This window comes from Neobacillus paridis (genome assembly GCF_016765675.1).
Classification (GTDB): Bacteria; Bacillota; Bacilli; order Bacillales; family Cytobacillaceae; genus Neobacillus; species Neobacillus paridis.
Genome location: NZ_JAESWB010000371.1, coordinates 85,337 through 103,155, shown reverse-complemented (window position 1 = coordinate 103,155; position 17,819 = coordinate 85,337). Strand labels below are relative to the sequence as shown.

General features: G+C 39.8%; 14 protein-coding genes. All 14 read left to right on the top strand.

The window, feature by feature from the left end:
- The first annotated feature begins 169 nt into the window (after positions 1 to 169).
- Entirely contained in the window at positions 170 to 946 is a 777-nt protein-coding gene (locus JK635_RS22560) for an enoyl-CoA hydratase/isomerase family protein (RefSeq protein ID WP_202656175.1), read from the top strand.
- 162 nt (positions 947 to 1,108) lie between these two features.
- Positions 1,109 to 1,975 carry a 3-hydroxyacyl-CoA dehydrogenase gene (locus tag JK635_RS22555; RefSeq protein WP_202656174.1) on the top strand — a complete coding sequence of 289 codons (867 nt, stop codon included), beginning with the start codon at positions 1,109 to 1,111 and terminating at the stop codon, positions 1,973 to 1,975.
- A 12-nt stretch (positions 1,976 to 1,987) separates the two neighbouring features.
- Positions 1,988 to 3,181 (top strand): thiolase family protein, encoded by a 1,194-nt coding sequence (locus tag JK635_RS22550; protein ID WP_202656173.1) that lies wholly within the window; start codon positions 1,988 to 1,990, stop codon positions 3,179 to 3,181.
- Between the two features lie 27 nt (positions 3,182 to 3,208).
- On the top strand, positions 3,209 to 3,979 hold the full coding sequence (locus JK635_RS22545) for an electron transfer flavoprotein subunit beta/FixA family protein (protein ID WP_202656327.1): 771 nt from the start codon (positions 3,209 to 3,211) through the stop codon (positions 3,977 to 3,979).
- A 14-nt stretch (positions 3,980 to 3,993) separates the two neighbouring features.
- Entirely contained in the window at positions 3,994 to 4,968 is a 975-nt protein-coding gene (locus tag JK635_RS22540; protein ID WP_202656172.1) for an electron transfer flavoprotein subunit alpha/FixB family protein, read from the top strand.
- A 387-nt stretch (positions 4,969 to 5,355) separates the two neighbouring features.
- A complete protein-coding gene (locus JK635_RS22535; protein WP_235888326.1) occupies positions 5,356 to 6,132 on the top strand; it encodes an enoyl-CoA hydratase/isomerase family protein in 777 nt (258 codons plus the stop codon).
- 167 nt (positions 6,133 to 6,299) lie between these two features.
- Positions 6,300 to 7,448, top strand: coding sequence for an acyl-CoA dehydrogenase family protein (locus JK635_RS22530; protein WP_202656171.1), 1,149 nt, complete (start codon positions 6,300 to 6,302; stop codon positions 7,446 to 7,448).
- 24 nt (positions 7,449 to 7,472) lie between these two features.
- On the top strand, positions 7,473 to 9,602 hold the full coding sequence (locus tag JK635_RS22525) for an acetate--CoA ligase family protein (protein WP_202656170.1): 2,130 nt from the start codon (positions 7,473 to 7,475) through the stop codon (positions 9,600 to 9,602).
- A 279-nt stretch (positions 9,603 to 9,881) separates the two neighbouring features.
- Entirely contained in the window at positions 9,882 to 11,774 is a 1,893-nt protein-coding gene (locus tag JK635_RS22520) for a sigma 54-interacting transcriptional regulator (protein WP_202656169.1), read from the top strand.
- Between the two features lie 360 nt (positions 11,775 to 12,134).
- On the top strand, positions 12,135 to 13,322 hold the full coding sequence (locus JK635_RS22515; RefSeq protein ID WP_202656168.1) for a CaiB/BaiF CoA transferase family protein: 1,188 nt from the start codon (positions 12,135 to 12,137) through the stop codon (positions 13,320 to 13,322).
- Positions 13,322 to 14,470 (top strand): acyl-CoA dehydrogenase family protein, encoded by a 1,149-nt coding sequence (locus JK635_RS22510; RefSeq protein ID WP_202656167.1) that lies wholly within the window; start codon positions 13,322 to 13,324, stop codon positions 14,468 to 14,470. Before JK635_RS22515 ends, JK635_RS22510 begins: the two co-directional genes overlap by 1 nt.
- Positions 14,458 to 15,213, top strand: a complete 756-nt coding sequence (locus JK635_RS22505) for an SDR family NAD(P)-dependent oxidoreductase (protein WP_235888325.1) — start codon at positions 14,458 to 14,460, stop codon at positions 15,211 to 15,213. The genes JK635_RS22510 and JK635_RS22505 overlap by 13 nt, the downstream gene beginning before the upstream one ends.
- 51 nt (positions 15,214 to 15,264) lie before the next feature.
- Positions 15,265 to 16,305: a zinc-dependent alcohol dehydrogenase gene (locus tag JK635_RS22500; RefSeq protein ID WP_202656166.1), complete on the top strand. Its 1,041-nt coding sequence runs from the start codon at positions 15,265 to 15,267 to the stop codon at positions 16,303 to 16,305.
- 87 nt (positions 16,306 to 16,392) lie between these two features.
- Positions 16,393 to 17,817: an aldehyde dehydrogenase family protein gene (locus JK635_RS22495; RefSeq protein WP_202656165.1), complete on the top strand. Its 1,425-nt coding sequence runs from the start codon at positions 16,393 to 16,395 to the stop codon at positions 17,815 to 17,817.
- Positions 17,818 to 17,819: the final 2 nt, after the last annotated feature.

Here is a 17,819-nt window from a genome sequence, read left to right as displayed (position 1 = left end):
GGAGTTAGAAAGAAGTACATATTATTGGGGATTAACAAAATTTTCCGAGGTTTCCCCTCTAATTTAGAGAACAAGAACACTGTTTTCTTTTGAAGGAATAGTTACAATTTTGGCCCGATACTTGCATTAGTTATTTGCAAAACAACTACATTCGTTTGGAGGGGATGTTATGGACTATAAAAATATTTTAGTTTATCAAGAGGAAGGAATTGGAGTTATTAAGATGAATAGGCCTGAGGTTAGAAATGCACTTGATGCCAGGTCACATCGTGAAATTGAAGATGCACTTAATCAGTGGGAAGAACAAGAAGAAATAAAAGCAATCGCATTTATTGGAGAGGGTGAAAAGTCATTTGCAGCTGGTGCTGATATAAGGCAACTTAAGCTAAAGGATGCACATGATGCCCTTTTACCAGGTCTATCAGGAGTATGTCAAAAGATTGAAAACAGCAGTAAAGTAACGATTGCAGCAATCAATGGTTTTGCCTTAGGAGGAGGGTGTGAACTTGCTCTCTCCTGTGATATTCGTATTGCCGCTGAGCATGCAAAGATTGGCCTCCCAGAACTAAATTTATCAATTATTCCAGGAGGGGGAGGAACACAGCGCCTTGCCAGAATCGTTGGAAAAGGCAGAGCCCTTCATATGATCTTGACTGGGGAGATTGTAACAGCTCAAAAAGCGGAACAAATTGGCTTAGTTTCGAGTGTTGTGCCGATAGAAGAACTGTGGAAAACAGTAGTGGAATATGTAAATAAAATCGCAAGAAAAGGACCACTTGCTCTTAAACTTGCAAAAATGGTTGTCAACCAGGGCTTTGATACAGATTTAAAGACAGCTTTGATGTTGGAGAAATTTGCACAAGCCATTCTATTTAACTCGGAAGATAAGAAAGAAGGAGTGGAGGCTTTCCTGGAAAAGCGGGAACCAGTCTTTAAAGGGAAGTAAGAAAAATAAACACATATGTTCAATATTTTAACAAATAGGTGTCGTATCCTTAAGAAGATATTTAGGAATTGCGGGTATATCAATGAAAAAACTTGGCACGATTCATGCTAGTAAATAAAGTGATTAATCAAAATATATCATTTCAAAATGATCACAGATGAAATGGGGAAGTTTACTATGAAGAAAATTGCAGTGATCGGTGGAGGAATAATGGGCAGAGGAATCGCATACGCCGCTACAGTAGCAGGTTTCCAGGTTCACCTTCATGATCTTTATCCGGAAGCTTTAGAAAAAGCTAAGACATATCTTGAAACGGAATTGAGAAAATCAGTACATCACGGGTTTATAAGACCTGGTGAAGATGAGGCAAGCTTGAATCGAATTACTTTTACCACAAATATGGAGGAAGCTGCCGTAGAAGCTGATTTAGTCATTGAAGCTGTTCTTGAAAAAATGGAAATTAAAGTGGACGTCTTTAAGAAATTGGATAAGATCTGTCCTTCGCAGACAATACTTGCGACAAATACTTCAACAATGAGCCCGACCGAAATTGGGGCACAAACATCCCGCCCAGAAAGGTGCATCGCGATGCATTTCTTTAATCCAGTTCACAAAATGAAACTGATAGAGATTGTCAGGGGGCTTGATACTTCAGATGAAACGTTTAGAATTGCAAAAAAAGCCGCCGAAGCCATGAATAAAGAGGTGGTTGAAGTCAATGAGTTTCCTGGGTTTGTCACAAGCAGAATGAACTGTTTAATTGGAAATGAAGCAATGAATATGCTAATGGAGGGTGTTGCCTCCGCTGAAGATATCGATAAAGCAATGAAATTAGGATTGAATCATCCAATGGGGCCGCTTGAGTTAGCTGATTTAGTCGGTCTGGATACACGCCTGCGAAATATGGAATATCTCTATCAAACATTAGGAGAAAAATATCGTCCGTGCCCATTATTAATAAAATACGTGAAGGCTGGAAGATTAGGAAGAAAATCTGGTGCGGGTTTCTATAAATATGATAAAGAGTAGGAGTGATTTTTTTTGCATCGGGCTGTAATTGTTGATTCAGTAAGAACGGGTATTGGTAAATTAGGCGGAAGTTTAAAAAATATAGAAGTTGATTTTTTAGCATCAAAGGTGATTGATGAGATTATTGCAAGGACGGGAATTGAAAAAAATATCATTGATGAAGTGATCATGGGACAGGGAAAACAGAGTACGGACTCTCCTAACATGGCAAGGATTGCTTTATTAAGAGCAGGCCTTCCAGTTGAAGTACCCGCCTATACGATTCATCGTCAATGCGGATCAGGTCTTCAGGCCATAAATAATGCGGTTCAACAAATTCAATGTGGCTTGTCAGATATTATTATTGCTGGCGGGGCTGAAAGCATGAGCACAGCACCATATTATTTACGAGGAGCCCGATTCGGTTATGGAGCTGGTAATGGAGAATTATTAGATCCTAATACAGAAAGTCAGCCCCGGTCCCAGCCAATCAACCAATACGGTTTATTAACGATGGGAATGACGGCTGAAAACTTAGCAGAAAAATATCATATTTCTCGTGAGGAGCAAGATGAATTCGCTTTAAGAAGCCAAATCTTGGCTCTTCAGGCGATTGAAAGCGGAAAGTTCAAAAAAGAAATCGTAAGCTATGAAATTCGAAATCGAAAAGAAACGATTATATTTGATACTGATGAGCATCCAAGGAGAACAACTTTAGAAAAACTCGCTGCATTAAAGCCTGTTTTTAAGAAAGATGGTACTGTTACAGCAGGAAACAGCAGTGGAAGAAACGATGGAGCAGCAGCATTATTAGTGATGTCAGAAGAAGCTGTAATGAGGTATGCAATGAAACCAAAGGCAAAAATTATTGCACAGGCATCAGCAGGGGTTTCGCCTGAAATCATGGGAATCGGTCCTGTACCTGCAACGAAGAAAGCGCTACAAATTGCTGGACTTACACTAGATGACATCGGACTAATTGAGCTCAATGAAGCTTTTTCAGCACAATCTTTAGCGGTGATGAGAGAATGGAGAACGGATATAAGCAAGATAAATGTTAATGGGGGAGCTATTGCTTTAGGACATCCAATCGGTGCGTCAGGAGCCATTCTTATGACAAAGCTTCTTCATGAAATGGAACGTCGTGGAGAAAAATATGGCCTTGTAACATTATGTATTGCCGGTGGAATGGGGATTTCAACCATTGTTGAGAATTTGCAAGTTTAATAATTGGTGAAAGAGGTAGATATTGAAATGAATATTTTTGTTGTCATGAAACGCACCTTCGATACTGAAGAAAAAATAGTATTTGAAGATGGAAAAATCAATAATGATGGGGCAGAGTTCATTGTGAACCCATACGATGAATATGCGATTGAAGAAGCTTTGAAATTACGTGAAAAACATGGTGGAGAAGTTACTATTGTAACAATAGGTGAAGAAGAGGCAGAAAAAGAGCTCCGTACAGCTTTGGCAATGGGTGCAGATAAAGCTGTATTAATTGAAAATGAGGATCTTGATGATTGGGATGCATTTTCTACAGCAAAGATATTATCTACATATCTCAAGGACAAGGAAGTTGACATTGTTTTAGCAGGAAATGTAACGGTTGACGGCGGCTCCGGCCAGGTAGGTCCACGACTGGCAGAAGAATTAGGGATTTCTGCAGTTACTACAGTGACAAAGCTCTCAGTCGATAATGATAAAGCAACAATTGAACGGGATGTAGAAGGGGATAGTGAAATTTTAGAAGTTTCACTTCCATTATTAATTACTTGCCAACAAGGATTAAATGAACCTCGATATCCATCATTGCCTGGAATAATGAAGGCCAAGAGGAAACCGATTGAGACAGTGGATATGAATGATCTCCATTTAGAAGAAGATGAAGTAAGAGCAAAAACAAGCATCGTAGAAATTTTCCTCCCACCAGTAAAGAAAGCAGGAAAGATACTTGAGGGAGAAATTTCTGAACAAGTTAAAGAATTGGCGTCTTTATTAAAGACTGAAGCAAAAGTCATATAACAGGAGGGATAAACTTGGCAAGAAAATTATTAGTTTTAGGAGAAATAAGAGAAGGGGTATTACGTAATGTTTCTTTTGAAGCCATTGCTGCAGCAAAGCAAATAGCCGATGGAGGAGAAGTAGTAGGTTTGCTATTAGGTGGCAGGATTAAAGAACTGGCTTATACGATGATTCATCATGGTACTGACCGTGTTGTGGTCGTTGAAAACAGCAATTTACAAGATTATACGCCTGAGGCATATTCACAAGCGATTATGCAGGTTATCGATGCCGAAAAGCCGGATGGATTTATATTAGGTCATACAGCGATTGGTAAGGACATTTCACCCAGAATTGCTTCCAAAATTAAGTCAGGATTAATTTCTGATACTGTAAAAGTGGACATAATAGGGGATGAAGTTATCTTTACACGTCCGATTTATTCTGGAAAGGCCTTTGAAAAGAGAGCAATTCAAGAAGGGATTATATTTGCGACCATTCGTCCCAATAATATCCTACCATTGGAAAAGGATGTATCACGTTCAGGGGAGATATCTTCCATTGATGTTCAAATAAAAGATTTGCGTACAATTGTTAAAGAAGTAGTAAAAAAAGCCTCAGGGGGAATAGATCTATCAGAGGCAAAAGTTATTGTTGCTGGTGGACGAGGAGTAAAAAGCAAGGATGGTTTTAAACCACTTGAAGAATTAGCAAAGGTACTTGGCGGAGCAGTAGGGGCATCACGTGGAGCTTGTGATGCAGAATTCTGTGATTACTCGTTACAAATCGGGCAAACTGGAAAAGTGGTAACACCTGATCTGTATATTGCTTGCGGAATTTCAGGTGCAATTCAACATATTGCAGGAATGTCCAACTCAAAGGTTATTGTTGCTATTAACAAAGATCCTGAAGCAAACATCTTCAGCATTGCTGATTATGGAATTGTTGGGGACTTATTTGAAGTCGTGCCCCTATTAATTGAGGAATTTAAAAGTGTAGCCGTAACCTAATTTTTATTAGCATTCTTTAAAACTGTTTAAATATTATCTGAGTTTATAGGGTCTTGAATTTACGACTAAATTTTAAAGTTTAAATTAAAAATACGATAAAACTGACGCTCAGTGCACTGAGCGTTTTATTTAGCTACTAGGAAAGAATAAAATCTCATCCAATTTTCCTATTTCACATAAATTCAACTACGCCTCATGAACCGTCCTAATAGACTCGTCAATCGGCAAGTTTCCATTTATATTAGATGATCAATCAAATTCGTGCTAGGACTTCTATTTTAATAAATTGAAAAAATAATTCATTTTTAAGATTCAAATGATTCTTCTATTATTTTGGTACAAAATTTGCATAATTTTCAAATAATAAAAACTTTGGAGGGATTTATTTTGAATTATGAAAAAATTATTGCTTATAAAGATGGAGGAATGGGAATCATCAAGATGAATAACCCCGAATGTGAAAATGTCCTCGATTCAATAGCTCTTCAGGAAATGCACAACGTTATTAAGCAATGGGAACATCATGATGGAATCAAATTGATTGTTATTACAGGCGAAGGTGAAAAAACATTTGCATCAGGACCCGATATTAACCAGTTGCTAGATAAGCGAGCAAAAGATGCCTTCATTCCAGGTCTTCAAGACATTTGCCATACAATTGAAAGCAGCAGTAAGGTAACGGTTGCTGCCCTAAACGGCTATGCTCTTGGGGCTGGCTGCGAATTGGCGCTGGCATGTGATATTCGAATTGCTGCTAATCATGTCAAAATGGGCTTCCCTGAATTGGATTTATCAATCCTTCCAGGTGGTGGTGGTACTCAGCGTTTAGCTCGTATTGTTGGTAAGGGGAGAGCGATTGATATGATTTTCACGGGAGAAATGATTTCCGCCCAAAAGGCAGAACAAATTGGCCTTGTTTCGACTATTGTCCCATTAGAAGACTTATGGGAAGTAGTTTTGGAAAAGGTCAACCATATTGTCAAAAAAGGCCCGTTCGCTCTTAAACTGGCAAAAATGGTGATTAATCAAGGTTTTGAAACAGATTTAAATACTGCGCTAATGCTAGAGAAGCTGGCCCAGTCGATCTTATTTAATTCCGAAGATAAACAAGAGGGGGTTAATGCCTTTTTAGAAAAACGTGATGCTTACTTTACAGGTGAGTAGATAAATCCTCGTCAAGAAAATTAACAACCTCGTTCAATATGTAAACAAAAAAATAACTGGATGGAAGCAGGATGTCTTGAATGGAGGGGGAGTCAAAATAAATAGTTGGCACGAATTATGCAAGATATAGAATCGAAGAGTGTATATATAACTTAGGAGGAGAAAAAATGGACTTTAATTTAACAGCAGATCAACTAGAGTTACAAAAATGGGCAAGAAATTTTGCAAAAGAGAAATTTTCAGAAAAAGCTTATACATGGGCAAAGAGTGGGGAGGTTCCGTGGGAAAATGCCAAGATTCTTGCCGAACATGGATTAATGGGAATGACGCTGCCTGAAGAAGATGGTGGTCAAGGTTCAGCACTAATTGATGCCATCATTGTAATGGAGGAAATCGCGAAGGTTTGCCCAAATACCGCTGATATGTTTCAGGTGGGAAATTTCGGTGCCATTCGTCAGTTATCTGCTTATGGGAGCAAAGAATTAAAACAAAGGGTATTGCCATCCATTTTATCAGGTGAAAAGCTTATTTCCGTTGCCATGTCAGAACCTAATGCCGGTTCGGCTGTTACCGATTTAAGTACAAGAGCCAGCATTGAAGGCGATAAAGTCATTATTAATGGATCAAAAGTATTTAATACCCATGGACCGCACAATTCTTATTATGTTGTATGGGTTCGGTTTGGCGAGGGTGTGAAATCCTCTGGTGCTGTTTTAGTGGAAAGAGATGCTCCAGGCTTCACCGTTGGAAAAACGGAATACCATATGTCAGGGGAGGAGCATTGCGCATTATATTTTGATCATTGTGAGGTCCCTGTAGGAAACATCCTTGTTCCAGAAGACGGCTTTAGAAAATTGTTTATGATGTTTAATATCGAAAGGATGGGAAATACAGCGAGATCATTGGCTCTTGGCCAGTCTGCGTTTGATTTGGCAGTTGAACATGCCAAGGAACGCAAGCAATTTGGTAAGCTGTTAGCCGAATTCCAAGGAATTCAATGGAAAGTGGCAGAAATGAAAATGAAATTGGATGCAGCCAGATTGTTATTATACCGTGCAGCAACAAATGCCGATAAAGGAGCACCAAGTCCAATTGAATCCTCGATTGCAAAAGCCTATGTAAATACAACTGCATTTGAAGTAGCACACGAGGCGGTACAAATATTTGGAGGCTACGGCTATTCTACTGATTACCCACTGGAATATATTTTTAGAAGAGTAAGAGGTTGGATGATTGCCGGAGGAACCCCTGAAATGATGAAAAATAAAATTGCTGAAGATGTATTTGGCATGAGATTTAGCCAAAGAAAAAAATAAATAGGGTTTTTAGGAGGATATGAGTTGGCAGAAAATAAAACTTTATGCGCAGGGCTTGGTACAGATATCCAGTCTGGGACATTTTTAATGGAACATGAAGGAGCCGACCTTTTACGAAAATATGAACTGCCTATCGCAAGATCAACGATTGCTAAGAGTAAAGAGCAAGCCTGCCAAATTGCGACAGAGATTGGTTACCCGATTGTGTTAAAAGGAATGTCCAGAGAAATTATTCATAAATCAGATGCTGGCGTTGTGAAGGTAAATCTTAAGAATGAAGATGAATTGACATCTGCTTATGATGAGATTGTAAAAAACGCGTTAAAGAATAACCCAGGAGCGGACATTGCTGGTGTCCTTGTTCAGGAGTTTGTACCAAAGGGGATGGAATTAATTTTTGGAATAAAAAAGGATCCAACCTTTGGTCATCAATTAGTAATTGGCCTTGGCGGCATATTTGTTGAAATCATTAAAGATTTTTCAATGAGAATGATGCCGGTTTCCGTTGATGATGTAGAAGAAATGCTGAAAGAATTAAAAAGCTATCAAATGATTGAAGGCTACAGAGGGAAAAAGGGCATAAATAAACAGTTAATTTATACAATCTGTCTTTCATTAAATGACTTGATAGAGGAACATCCTGAAATTGAGGAACTAGATTTGAATCCAGTGATATTTACGGATAATGATGCCTATATCTGTGATGTAAGGATTTTAATCACTAAACATAAAGAAAAGGAACTGGTGAGAAAAGATTTAAGTCATTTGAAGCAGATGATCAACCCGCAATCCATTGCCGTTATAGGGGCATCGACGAATGAAAAGAAAAATGGCGGCAGGTTATTTAAATATGTTGTAGAAAACGGTTACAAAGGTAAGCTCTTTCCGATTAATCCTGGGGCTAAGGAAGTGAAAGGGTATAAAGCATATCCAAGTCTTTTAGAGGTTCCGGATGAAGTGGAATTAGCCTGCATAATTGTAGCAGCCAAACATGTTCCAGACGTAATGGAAGAATGTGTGGCCAAGGGAGTAAAGGCAGCCATCATCTATTCTTCCGGATTTGCGGAAACTGGAGAAGAAGGGAAAAAGCTCCAGGAACAGATTTTAGCGATTGCTAAAAAAGGGAATATCCTTGTTCTTGGGCCGAATTCAATTGGGATTGCCAGCCCAAATAATAATATTTATACAGCCTTTGGAGCAGCACTTGAAACAAAAGTAAAGGTTCCCGGAAACATTGGCTTTGTTTCCCAAAGCGGCGCGATGGGTAGTGCGTTGTTAAGCAGAGCCTGGGAGCAGGGGGCGGGTTTCAGCCGTTGGATTAGTGTAGCCAATGAAGCTGATTTAACAACAAGTGACTTTATGGAAGTATTGATTGAGGATGAGTTAACCAAGGTAATCACCGTCTTCATGGAGGGGATTAAGAATCCGAAGGCCTTTTCATTAGCTTCCGCAAGAGCGCTTAAGGCGAAAAAGCCTGTGTTAGTATACAAAACTGGTAGATCCAGCATTGGCAAAAGAGCCGTTCAATCCCATACAGGTTCGATTGCGGGGGATGATGCAGTCTATTCATCTGTCTTTAAAAAATTTGGAGTATTAAGAATTAACCGGATTGATGAAATCATTGATGTTTCGCGGGCCTTTACTGTGCAGCCTTTACCAAAGGGGAAAAGAATTGGGGTTATTACCGCTTCGGGTGGTGCCTGCAGTATTATTGCTGATCTTTGTTCAGAAAAAGGGCTGGAAATACCCGAGTTAGTTGACACATCGGAGGAAATAAAAAAATATATTCCTCCATTTGGCTCTGCCCAAAACCCTGTCGATGTGACAGCAGAGGTAATTGCCGTTCCAGAGATGTTTAAAAAAGTAGTCGAAAATGTCATGAAAGATCCCAATATTGATGGTATCATCGTCATGCTGACGACCAATGCAGACCCGGGTGCTTTCATCATTGCCCAGTCATTAATTGAAATTTTTAAAGAAAATGACAAACCGTTAGTAATCGGACGTTTAGGGGCAGATAACATTGCACCGCAGGCAATGGAATTATACAACAAAGAAAAACTACCTGTATATCCGACACCGGAAAGAGTAGTCAGTGTCATGGATTATTTGGTAAAGTACAGTGAAATATTAAAAGAAAAGGGTATAACTTGAAACTAAATTTGAACACAATCAAATGAAAATAATAGAATTATTTCTAGTCGATGTTCCTTGGAATATCGACTATTTCATTATAAACTAATAATAAGACAAAATAATACAAAATTTTAAATATTTAAAATAGTATTTCAAACTATTTTTTAATAAGTTTTTAAAAAAGACTTAACAATTAAAAAAATAGCTTTAATAATCTTTTGTACTTAGTATCTCACTATCCCATTGGTTTTGGGGGATTTTGAGTTTGGTTTTTTAAAGTAAAGGGAGGGTATGGTTGTGAAATATAAAATGATCATGACTTCTGGTTACCCGGAGATGACAAAAATGATTGAAAAGGTAGCTTCTGAGTTAAATTTTAAGGTGACAGTTGTTGAGGGGATTCTGGATGAAGCCGTTCGGGAAGTTATAACGCTAATTGCAAAAGGCGGATATGAAGTTGTTGTAAGCCGAGCTGGAACTGCGAATGCGCTTAAAAAGGTAATAGACCTACCGGTAATATATAGCGATTCAACTAACTCTGATATTATGCAGGCACTTATCCGGGCTAAAAATTTGGGTGACAAAGTGTGCTTTATCACCTACCCAGAAGAGGGGTTTCTATTTGATTTTGATACCATGTTTGAAATTATCGGTTTTAAAGTAGAAATCCTAACTTATAAAACACAGGAAGAACTAGTCAAACAAGTTAAGGAAGCCAAAAGATTGGGAATGGATGTTGTGGTTGGTGGCGGAGTTCGCGTTAAAGATCTTGCCCGGAGTCATGGCATGAAAAGCATGTACATTACACTTGGAGAAAGATCCATAAAGCGTGCTTTGATTCTAGCTGATAAAGTTGCACAAGATCGTATAATTATGAAGGAAAGGGCAGAGAAGTTGAACGCTGTCATAAATGCTTCGGAAGAAGGGATTTTATTATTAAATCAAAGCGGGGAGATTGAAACGTTGAACCCTGCGATTGAACGTATTTTTAAGGTCAAGGAAGAAGCAGTAATTGGTAAAAAGCTCAAAGAAGTAGCCGATTCAAAGATAGTCCAATTATTAAAAGATAAAAAGATTAATTCCGTTCAAAAAGGCAGTTTTACATTCCAGGAACTGATTGTCACCTATGAACCTGTTATTGCCAATCATGAGAGAGTAGGAACAGTTGTAACCTGCAGGGAGTTTAGTAAAATACAAAAATTAGAAAGTAAGGTCCGCAGGGAACTTCACTCAAAAGGTCTTGTGGCAAAGTTTACACTTGATGACATTATTTATTCAGGTCAAAAAATGGAGAATGTGGTTCAGGTTGCTAAAGAGTATGCCCATACTGATTCAACCGTTCTCATTTTAGGCGAAAGCGGTACGGGGAAAGAATTGATTGCCCAAGGAATACATAATGCCAGCAAACGAAAGGACGGCCCTTTTGTCGCGGTAAACCTAGCTGCGCTGCCGGACTCCTTATTGGAAAGTGAATTATTTGGATATGCGGAAGGAGCTTTTACAGGTGCAAATAAAGGAGGGCGACAAGGTTATTTCGAACTGGCACATGAAGGAACCATTTTTCTTGATGAGATAGGAGAGATTCCGCCGCACATTCAAACCCGTTTGTTAAGGGTGCTTCAAGAGAAAGAGGTTATGCGGGTCGGAGGGGATCGGGTAACTCCTGTCAATATCCGGATTATTGCAGCCACTAATCAAAGACTATGGGAATTGGTGAAGGAAGGGAAATTTCGGTCAGATCTTTATTTTCGGCTGAGTGTCTTGCATTTAAGGGTACCCCCTCTAAGAAAGCGAAAAGAAGACATTCCTGCATTAGTAAATAATAGCTTCAAGCAAATAGGCACAGATAAAACCTTCCATCATCTTTCCAAAGACATTCAAAATTTTTTCATATCATACAGTTGGCCAGGAAATATTAGACAATTGGAAAACTTAGTCGAACGTTTACAGTTAAGGGTGAAAAATCAAAAAGATGAAAATGAATTTATTCAGGAATGTATTAGAGAAACAGAGGAAAACAGTGATGTATTTAATGAAGATATAATGATTGTTAACCATGGAACGATGGAGCAAATTGAAAAACAAGTAATTGAACAAATGCTCGAACGTTATGACAACAATCGTACTCTTGTAGCTGAAATGCTGGGAATTAGCCGAACGACTTTATGGAAGAAATTAAATGAATATTAATTAAAAGCCCTGAGGAAACACCGTTTAATATCTTAACGATATTTCTACATCATGATTTATTTTTGAACACTTATAAAAAATACATTTAACTTTTATTAAAGTGATGCAGATAATGGAAGATTGCACGAATTAAAAATCTTGGTATTTTAGTAGTATTTCAAAAAGTAGTGGACATTTATGTAAGAGATCCACTCCCCGACTTGGCATGATTTTTGCATATATATAAATTAAAAGTGATAGCTGGTGATTTTAAAGTCCCTTCCTGTTTTCTACAGAACTAAGGTGGAATCTTACGGCTTTCCCTATTCTGAAAATTCAATATTTACACAAACTTATTTTTTAATTAGGAGGAATGGATCATTGTCAAAAGCTTTATCAGGAATTAGGGTTCTTGGCGCTACAAGAATGCTTGCAGGGCCCTATGTAGAAATGTTACTTGCTGATATGGGAGCTGAAGTACTGCATGTTGAATTGCCGGGAGGAGGAGATGACTCTCGACATTTTGCTCCACTTATAAATGGTGAAGGTTCATGCTTTTTAGCTTCAAACAGAAATAAAAAGAGTATTACCCTCAATCTTCGGACACCGGAGGGACAGGAAATATTTCGTGATTTAGCGAAGATTTCAGATATCGTGGTTGAAAATAACCGTCCAGGAACAATGGATAAATGGAATATTGGTTATGAACATCTAAGAGAAATTAATACCGGGATTATTATGACATCTGTTTCCGGATTTGGGCAGACAGGACCATATTCCAAGCGTCCTGGACTAGATATTGTTGCCCAAGCAATGGGCGGTATGATGTTCATGACCGGAGAAAAAGATGGCCCACCGGTTCGAACTGGAAATGCGATGGGTGATTTTTTAGGTGGTTTATATGCGACATATGGTACATTGTCAGCGCTGTATTATCGAGAAAAAACTGGACTTGGGCAGCATGTCGATGCTGCGCTTCTCGACAGTATCATTGCTGTACTGGAAAATGTCATACCTAACTATGTCGGATTAGGAAGAATTACCGAAAGAATGGGAAGCAGAATTCCGGGTATTGCTCCTTATAACTGTTATTTAGCAAAAGATGGCTATGTTGCCATTGGGGTATCTTCTAATGCATTATGGAAACGTTTTGTAGAAGTTTTGGGTAGGCCGGAGCTTTATGATGATCCAAAATTTAATTCTCCGAGCAAAAGAGTCGAAAACGTCGAAGAAGTGGATAGTATTACACAGAATTGGGTTGCAGAAAAAAATGTGAATGATGTAGTGGAATTATTGAATGAAGCAGGTGTCATTTGTGGACCTGTATATAGCGTTGATCAGCTAATTAACGATCCACATGTAAAGGCCAGAAATATGGCGCCGGAAATAGAACATCCCATAGCCGGAAAACTAAGAGTATCCGGAATCACACCAAAACTTTCCTTAACCCCTGCGGGAATTGAAACTCCACCGCCGTCCTTAGGTCAGCATAATGAAGAAGTTTATAAGGGATTATTAAATTTTTCTGACGAAAGATTGAAGTTGCTTGCTGAAAGGGGAATTATTTAATGATATTTGAATTGACAGAAGAGCAGAAAATGATGCAGCAAATGGTAAGAAGTTTTGCAGAGGAAATGGTGAAGCCCCACGCTGCTGAAATTGACGAAACCGACGAATTCCCCATGGATATCTTTAGAGAGGCTGGAAAACTTGGACTTCTTGCTATCAATATGCCGGAAAAGTATGGCGGAAGCGGAGCTGATTCCACCGCTGCCGTTATTGCCAGTATTGAGATTGCCAAGGCTTCTGCAGCAGTGGCCAATATTTTCTCTTCCGTCCGCCATCATTTGTTCTGCATGTACCATTATGGGAATGAAGAACAAAAACAGAAATTTATACCGGCAATGGCTAAGGGAGAAATAATTGGTTCTTTTGCCTTATCTGAAAGCGGTTCCGGTTCTGATGCTTCAAGTATTAAGACGCAGGCCAAATTGGACGGTGATGAATATGTTATCAATGGAAGTAAAATGTGGATCACAATGGGCAATGTTGCAGATTTTACAATTGTCTTTGCCGTTACGGACCCGGACAAAGGCTCCAAAGGAATCAGTGCTTTTATAGTTGAGAAAGGAACCCCCGGATTTACGGTAGGAAAACGAGAACGCAAATTAGGGCAAAAGGGAAATCCAGTATGTGAATTAATGTTCGAGAATGTTCGGGTTCCAAAAAGCTGCATGTTAGGGGAAGAAGGTCAAGGGATAAAAATTGCTCTGCATTCGCTTGACAGCGGCCGGATTGAAGTAGCTGCATTGGCGGTCGGGCTGATGCAGGCTGCACTGGAGGAAAGTGTAAACTATGCAGAGAATCGGAAACAATTTGGCCAAAAAATCAGCAGTTTTCAATTAATCCAAGCGATGATTTCCGAAATGGCTACTGATCTTGATGCTGCCACCCTTCTTACATATCGTGCAGCCTATTTAAAAGATCAAGGGAAAAAGTTCACCCGCGAAGCATCGATGGCGAAATGGTTTGCAACGGAAGCGGTTATGAAGCATACAACAAATGCGATCCAGATCCACGGTGGATATGGTTATTGTAAAGATTACAATGTCGAACGCTATTTCCGTGATGCCAAACTAACACAAATTTTCGAAGGTACGAATCAGATTCAGCAAATTGTCATTTCCAGGGAGGTATTAAAACAATGGGCGAAATGAAGCTAGCCGGTAAAACAGCCATTGTTACCGGAGCAGGACAAAACATCGGGAAAGCAGTTGCATTCAGGTTGGCAAAAGAAGGAGCTGCGGTTGTGGTTGCTGATATAAACTTAGGAAATGCCGAGCTAGTTGCAAGAGAGCTTAATGAAGCAGGATTCAAAGCCATGCCCCAGTATGTGAATGTGGCAGTAAAAGAAGAAGTTGACGAAATGGTAAATAAAAGTGTCGAACATTTTGGCAGGATTGATATTCTTGTCAATGTTGCCGGAATACTGGGCCCTTCCGTTCCTTTTAAGGAAATAGCTGAATCGGATTGGGATAAGGTGATAGCTGTTAACTTGAAAGGAACCTACCTTTGTTGCCAAGCGGTAGTCGGCGGCATGATGGAGCAAGGTTACGGCCGAATTGTAAATATATCTTCCGTTTCTGCAAAGGAAGGAAATCCAAGGTTAGCCCCATATGTATCCGCAAAGGCAGGGGTAATCGCACTGACGAAATCAATTGGAAAAGAGATTGCTAAAACAGGTGTAACGGTAAACTGCGTAACGCCAACCATGATTGAAGGTGAAATGGTGAACAACATGACCGAAGAATATTTCCAATCATTGCTAGCGAAGATTCCGATGGGGCGTCTTGGGAAACCGGAGGAGGTTGCAAACGTAGTGAATTTCCTTGTTTCCGATGAAGCGGCATATGTAACAGCACAATGCTATGACTTAAGTGGCGGCCGATCTGTTTACTAGAAGAATTATTTCAATCTAAAATCTATTATTACCTTTAAGGAGTGTTTGAGAATGAAAGCCGTTGTAAAAACAAGGCCAGAACCAGGATTTGTCGAAATTAAAGAAGTACCGATTCCAAAAATTAAACCAGATGAGGTCCTCGTTAAAATCCATGCAACCGGAGTATGTGGAACCGATATTTTACTTGCTGACTGGAAATATGTCGGCAGAAGTCCGGTAAATCCACCGATTATACTTGGTCATGAAGGGGCAGGTGAAATTGTCGAAGTTGGTGCAAATGTAAAACATGTAAAGATTGGTGACCGGGTTGGTATGGAGGCGTTATTAGGCTGTGGTCACTGTCATTATTGCCGACAGGGAAATATCAACTTATGTCCAGATTGGGATCATCTCGGGATTGATTTCGATGGGACTTACGCCGAATACATCGCCTTTCCGGCTATTGGCGTCCATGTGCTGCCAGACAACATTTCATATGAAGAAGCGGCGTTCCTTGAACCAATCTCCATTGTTGTCCATGCGTTGGAATCCAATCCAATCACGGCTGGAGATACAGTGGCCGTAGTAGGTCCAGGGCCGCTTGGATTGTTTTCGATTCAAGCAGCTAAAGCAGCAGGAGCGGGAAAAATCATCGTTGTAGGGACTTCAGTGGATGAAAAGCGCTTGCAAATTGCCAAAGGATTAGGTGCTGATATAGTTTTAAATAATGGTGACAGCCATGCAGCTGAAACCGTAAAAGAATTGACAAACGGGCTGGGTGCTGATGTAGTGATTGAAGCTGGAGGAACTGGAACATCAATTGAGCAAGCCATTGCCATGGCAAAAGGTGCAGGCGAAGTGTATTTAATGGGCTTTGGTAAAGAGTCCACAATTAAGCCGCTGACACAGGTTGTTCGGCAAAACTTAACGATTAAAGGGGTAGTTGGAAGTTTACCGCGTCATTATGAAACGGCTAACAGATGGCTTGAAAATGGTGTTGTAAAGATTGACAAAATGGTCACCCATACATTAGGTTTCAATGATGCGCTCAAAGCTTTTGAATTAATGAAAAATAAAGAAGCTGGCAAAGTTCTTTTTAAAGCAGAACTGTAAATTCCTGATATGAACGCCTTAGAAAAGCGGTTAAGAGGGAATAGATAATAATGGAACAACAATAGAAATTGAAATGGAGGTTAACAGATGCTGGCACAATCCTATGTGAATGGAAAATGGCTGGAAAATGAAGATAACTCTTTATCAATCTATAATCCTTATACGAAGGAAGAAATAGGAAAGCAGTTTCAGGCATCAGAAGCGGATGTTGAAAATGCCATCGCTTCCGCATATGCTGCCAAAAAAGAAGTTGCAAGTATTCCGGCACATGAACGGGCAGCAACCTTGAAGAAGGCTGCGCAGTTACTTGAGGAGCGAAAAGAGCAATTTGCCAAAATTATATCTCAAGAGTTGGGTAAACCGTTACGCTATACGTTAGATGAAGTAACCCGTTCAGTAGAAACGCTGGAGTTATCAGCGGAGGAAGCCAAAAGGCTATTTGGGGAAACGCTACCTGGTGATACATCGTCACGGGGAACAAAGGCAATTGCGGCAACATTTCGTGTTCCGGTTGGTGTCGTTGCGGCGATCAGCCCTTTTAATGCGCCGCTAAATTTAGTTGCCCATAAGATAGGTCCGGCCTTTGCCGGGGGAAATAGTGTCATCTTAAAACCGGCTACCCCCGCAACATTAATTGCAACCGAATTTGTGAAACTGCTATTAGAAGCAGGTTTTCCTAAAACATCTATTAACATGGTTCTTGGAAGACGGGATGCCGTACAGCAAATTGTCAAAGACGACCGAGTAAATGTGATTTCTTTTACCGGTGGTCTTGTGGCCAGTAAAAATATTTGCCAGCTTGCAGGCATTAAGAAGGTTCTTTTAGAACTGGGCGGGAACGCCTCCACCATTGTCCATGAAGATGCCGATATAGCCCGTGCTGCCAAAATGTGTGCAAGAACAGGATACAGCAATTCGGGGCAAAGCTGTATTTCTGTCCAGCGAGTTTATGTGCACGAATCAGTTATTTCCGAGTTTACTAGGTTATTTAAAGAAGAAGTAGAGGCATTAAAAGTCGGTGATCCTCTTTTACCTGATACAGATGTCGGAAGTATGGTGGATGAAGCTAACGCAAAAAGAATTATGGATTGGATTGACGAGGCAGTAAGTATGGGAGCCGAAGTTCTCAGCGGCGGCCAGAGAGACGGGGCGATTGTTAAACCAACAGTCCTTTTAAGGCCACCTCATCATAGTAAAGTCGTTTGTGACGAAGTATTTGGACCGATTGTCAGTGTGATCCCATACAAAACAATCGAAGAGGCCATTGAAGCAACGAACAATTCAGAATTTGGCCTCCAAGCGGGAATCTTCACCAACCAAATGGATTTAGCTTATAAATTTGCTCAGGCCCTTGAAGTAGGGGGAGTTGTGATAAACGGAACTTCTAATTTCAGACTGGATCATTGGCCTTACGGGGGCGTGAAGTATAGTGGTATTGGCCGTGAGGGCCCACGCTATGCAATTGAAGAGATGACGGAGATGAAAATGATCGTTTATCAAATCGTAGATTAATA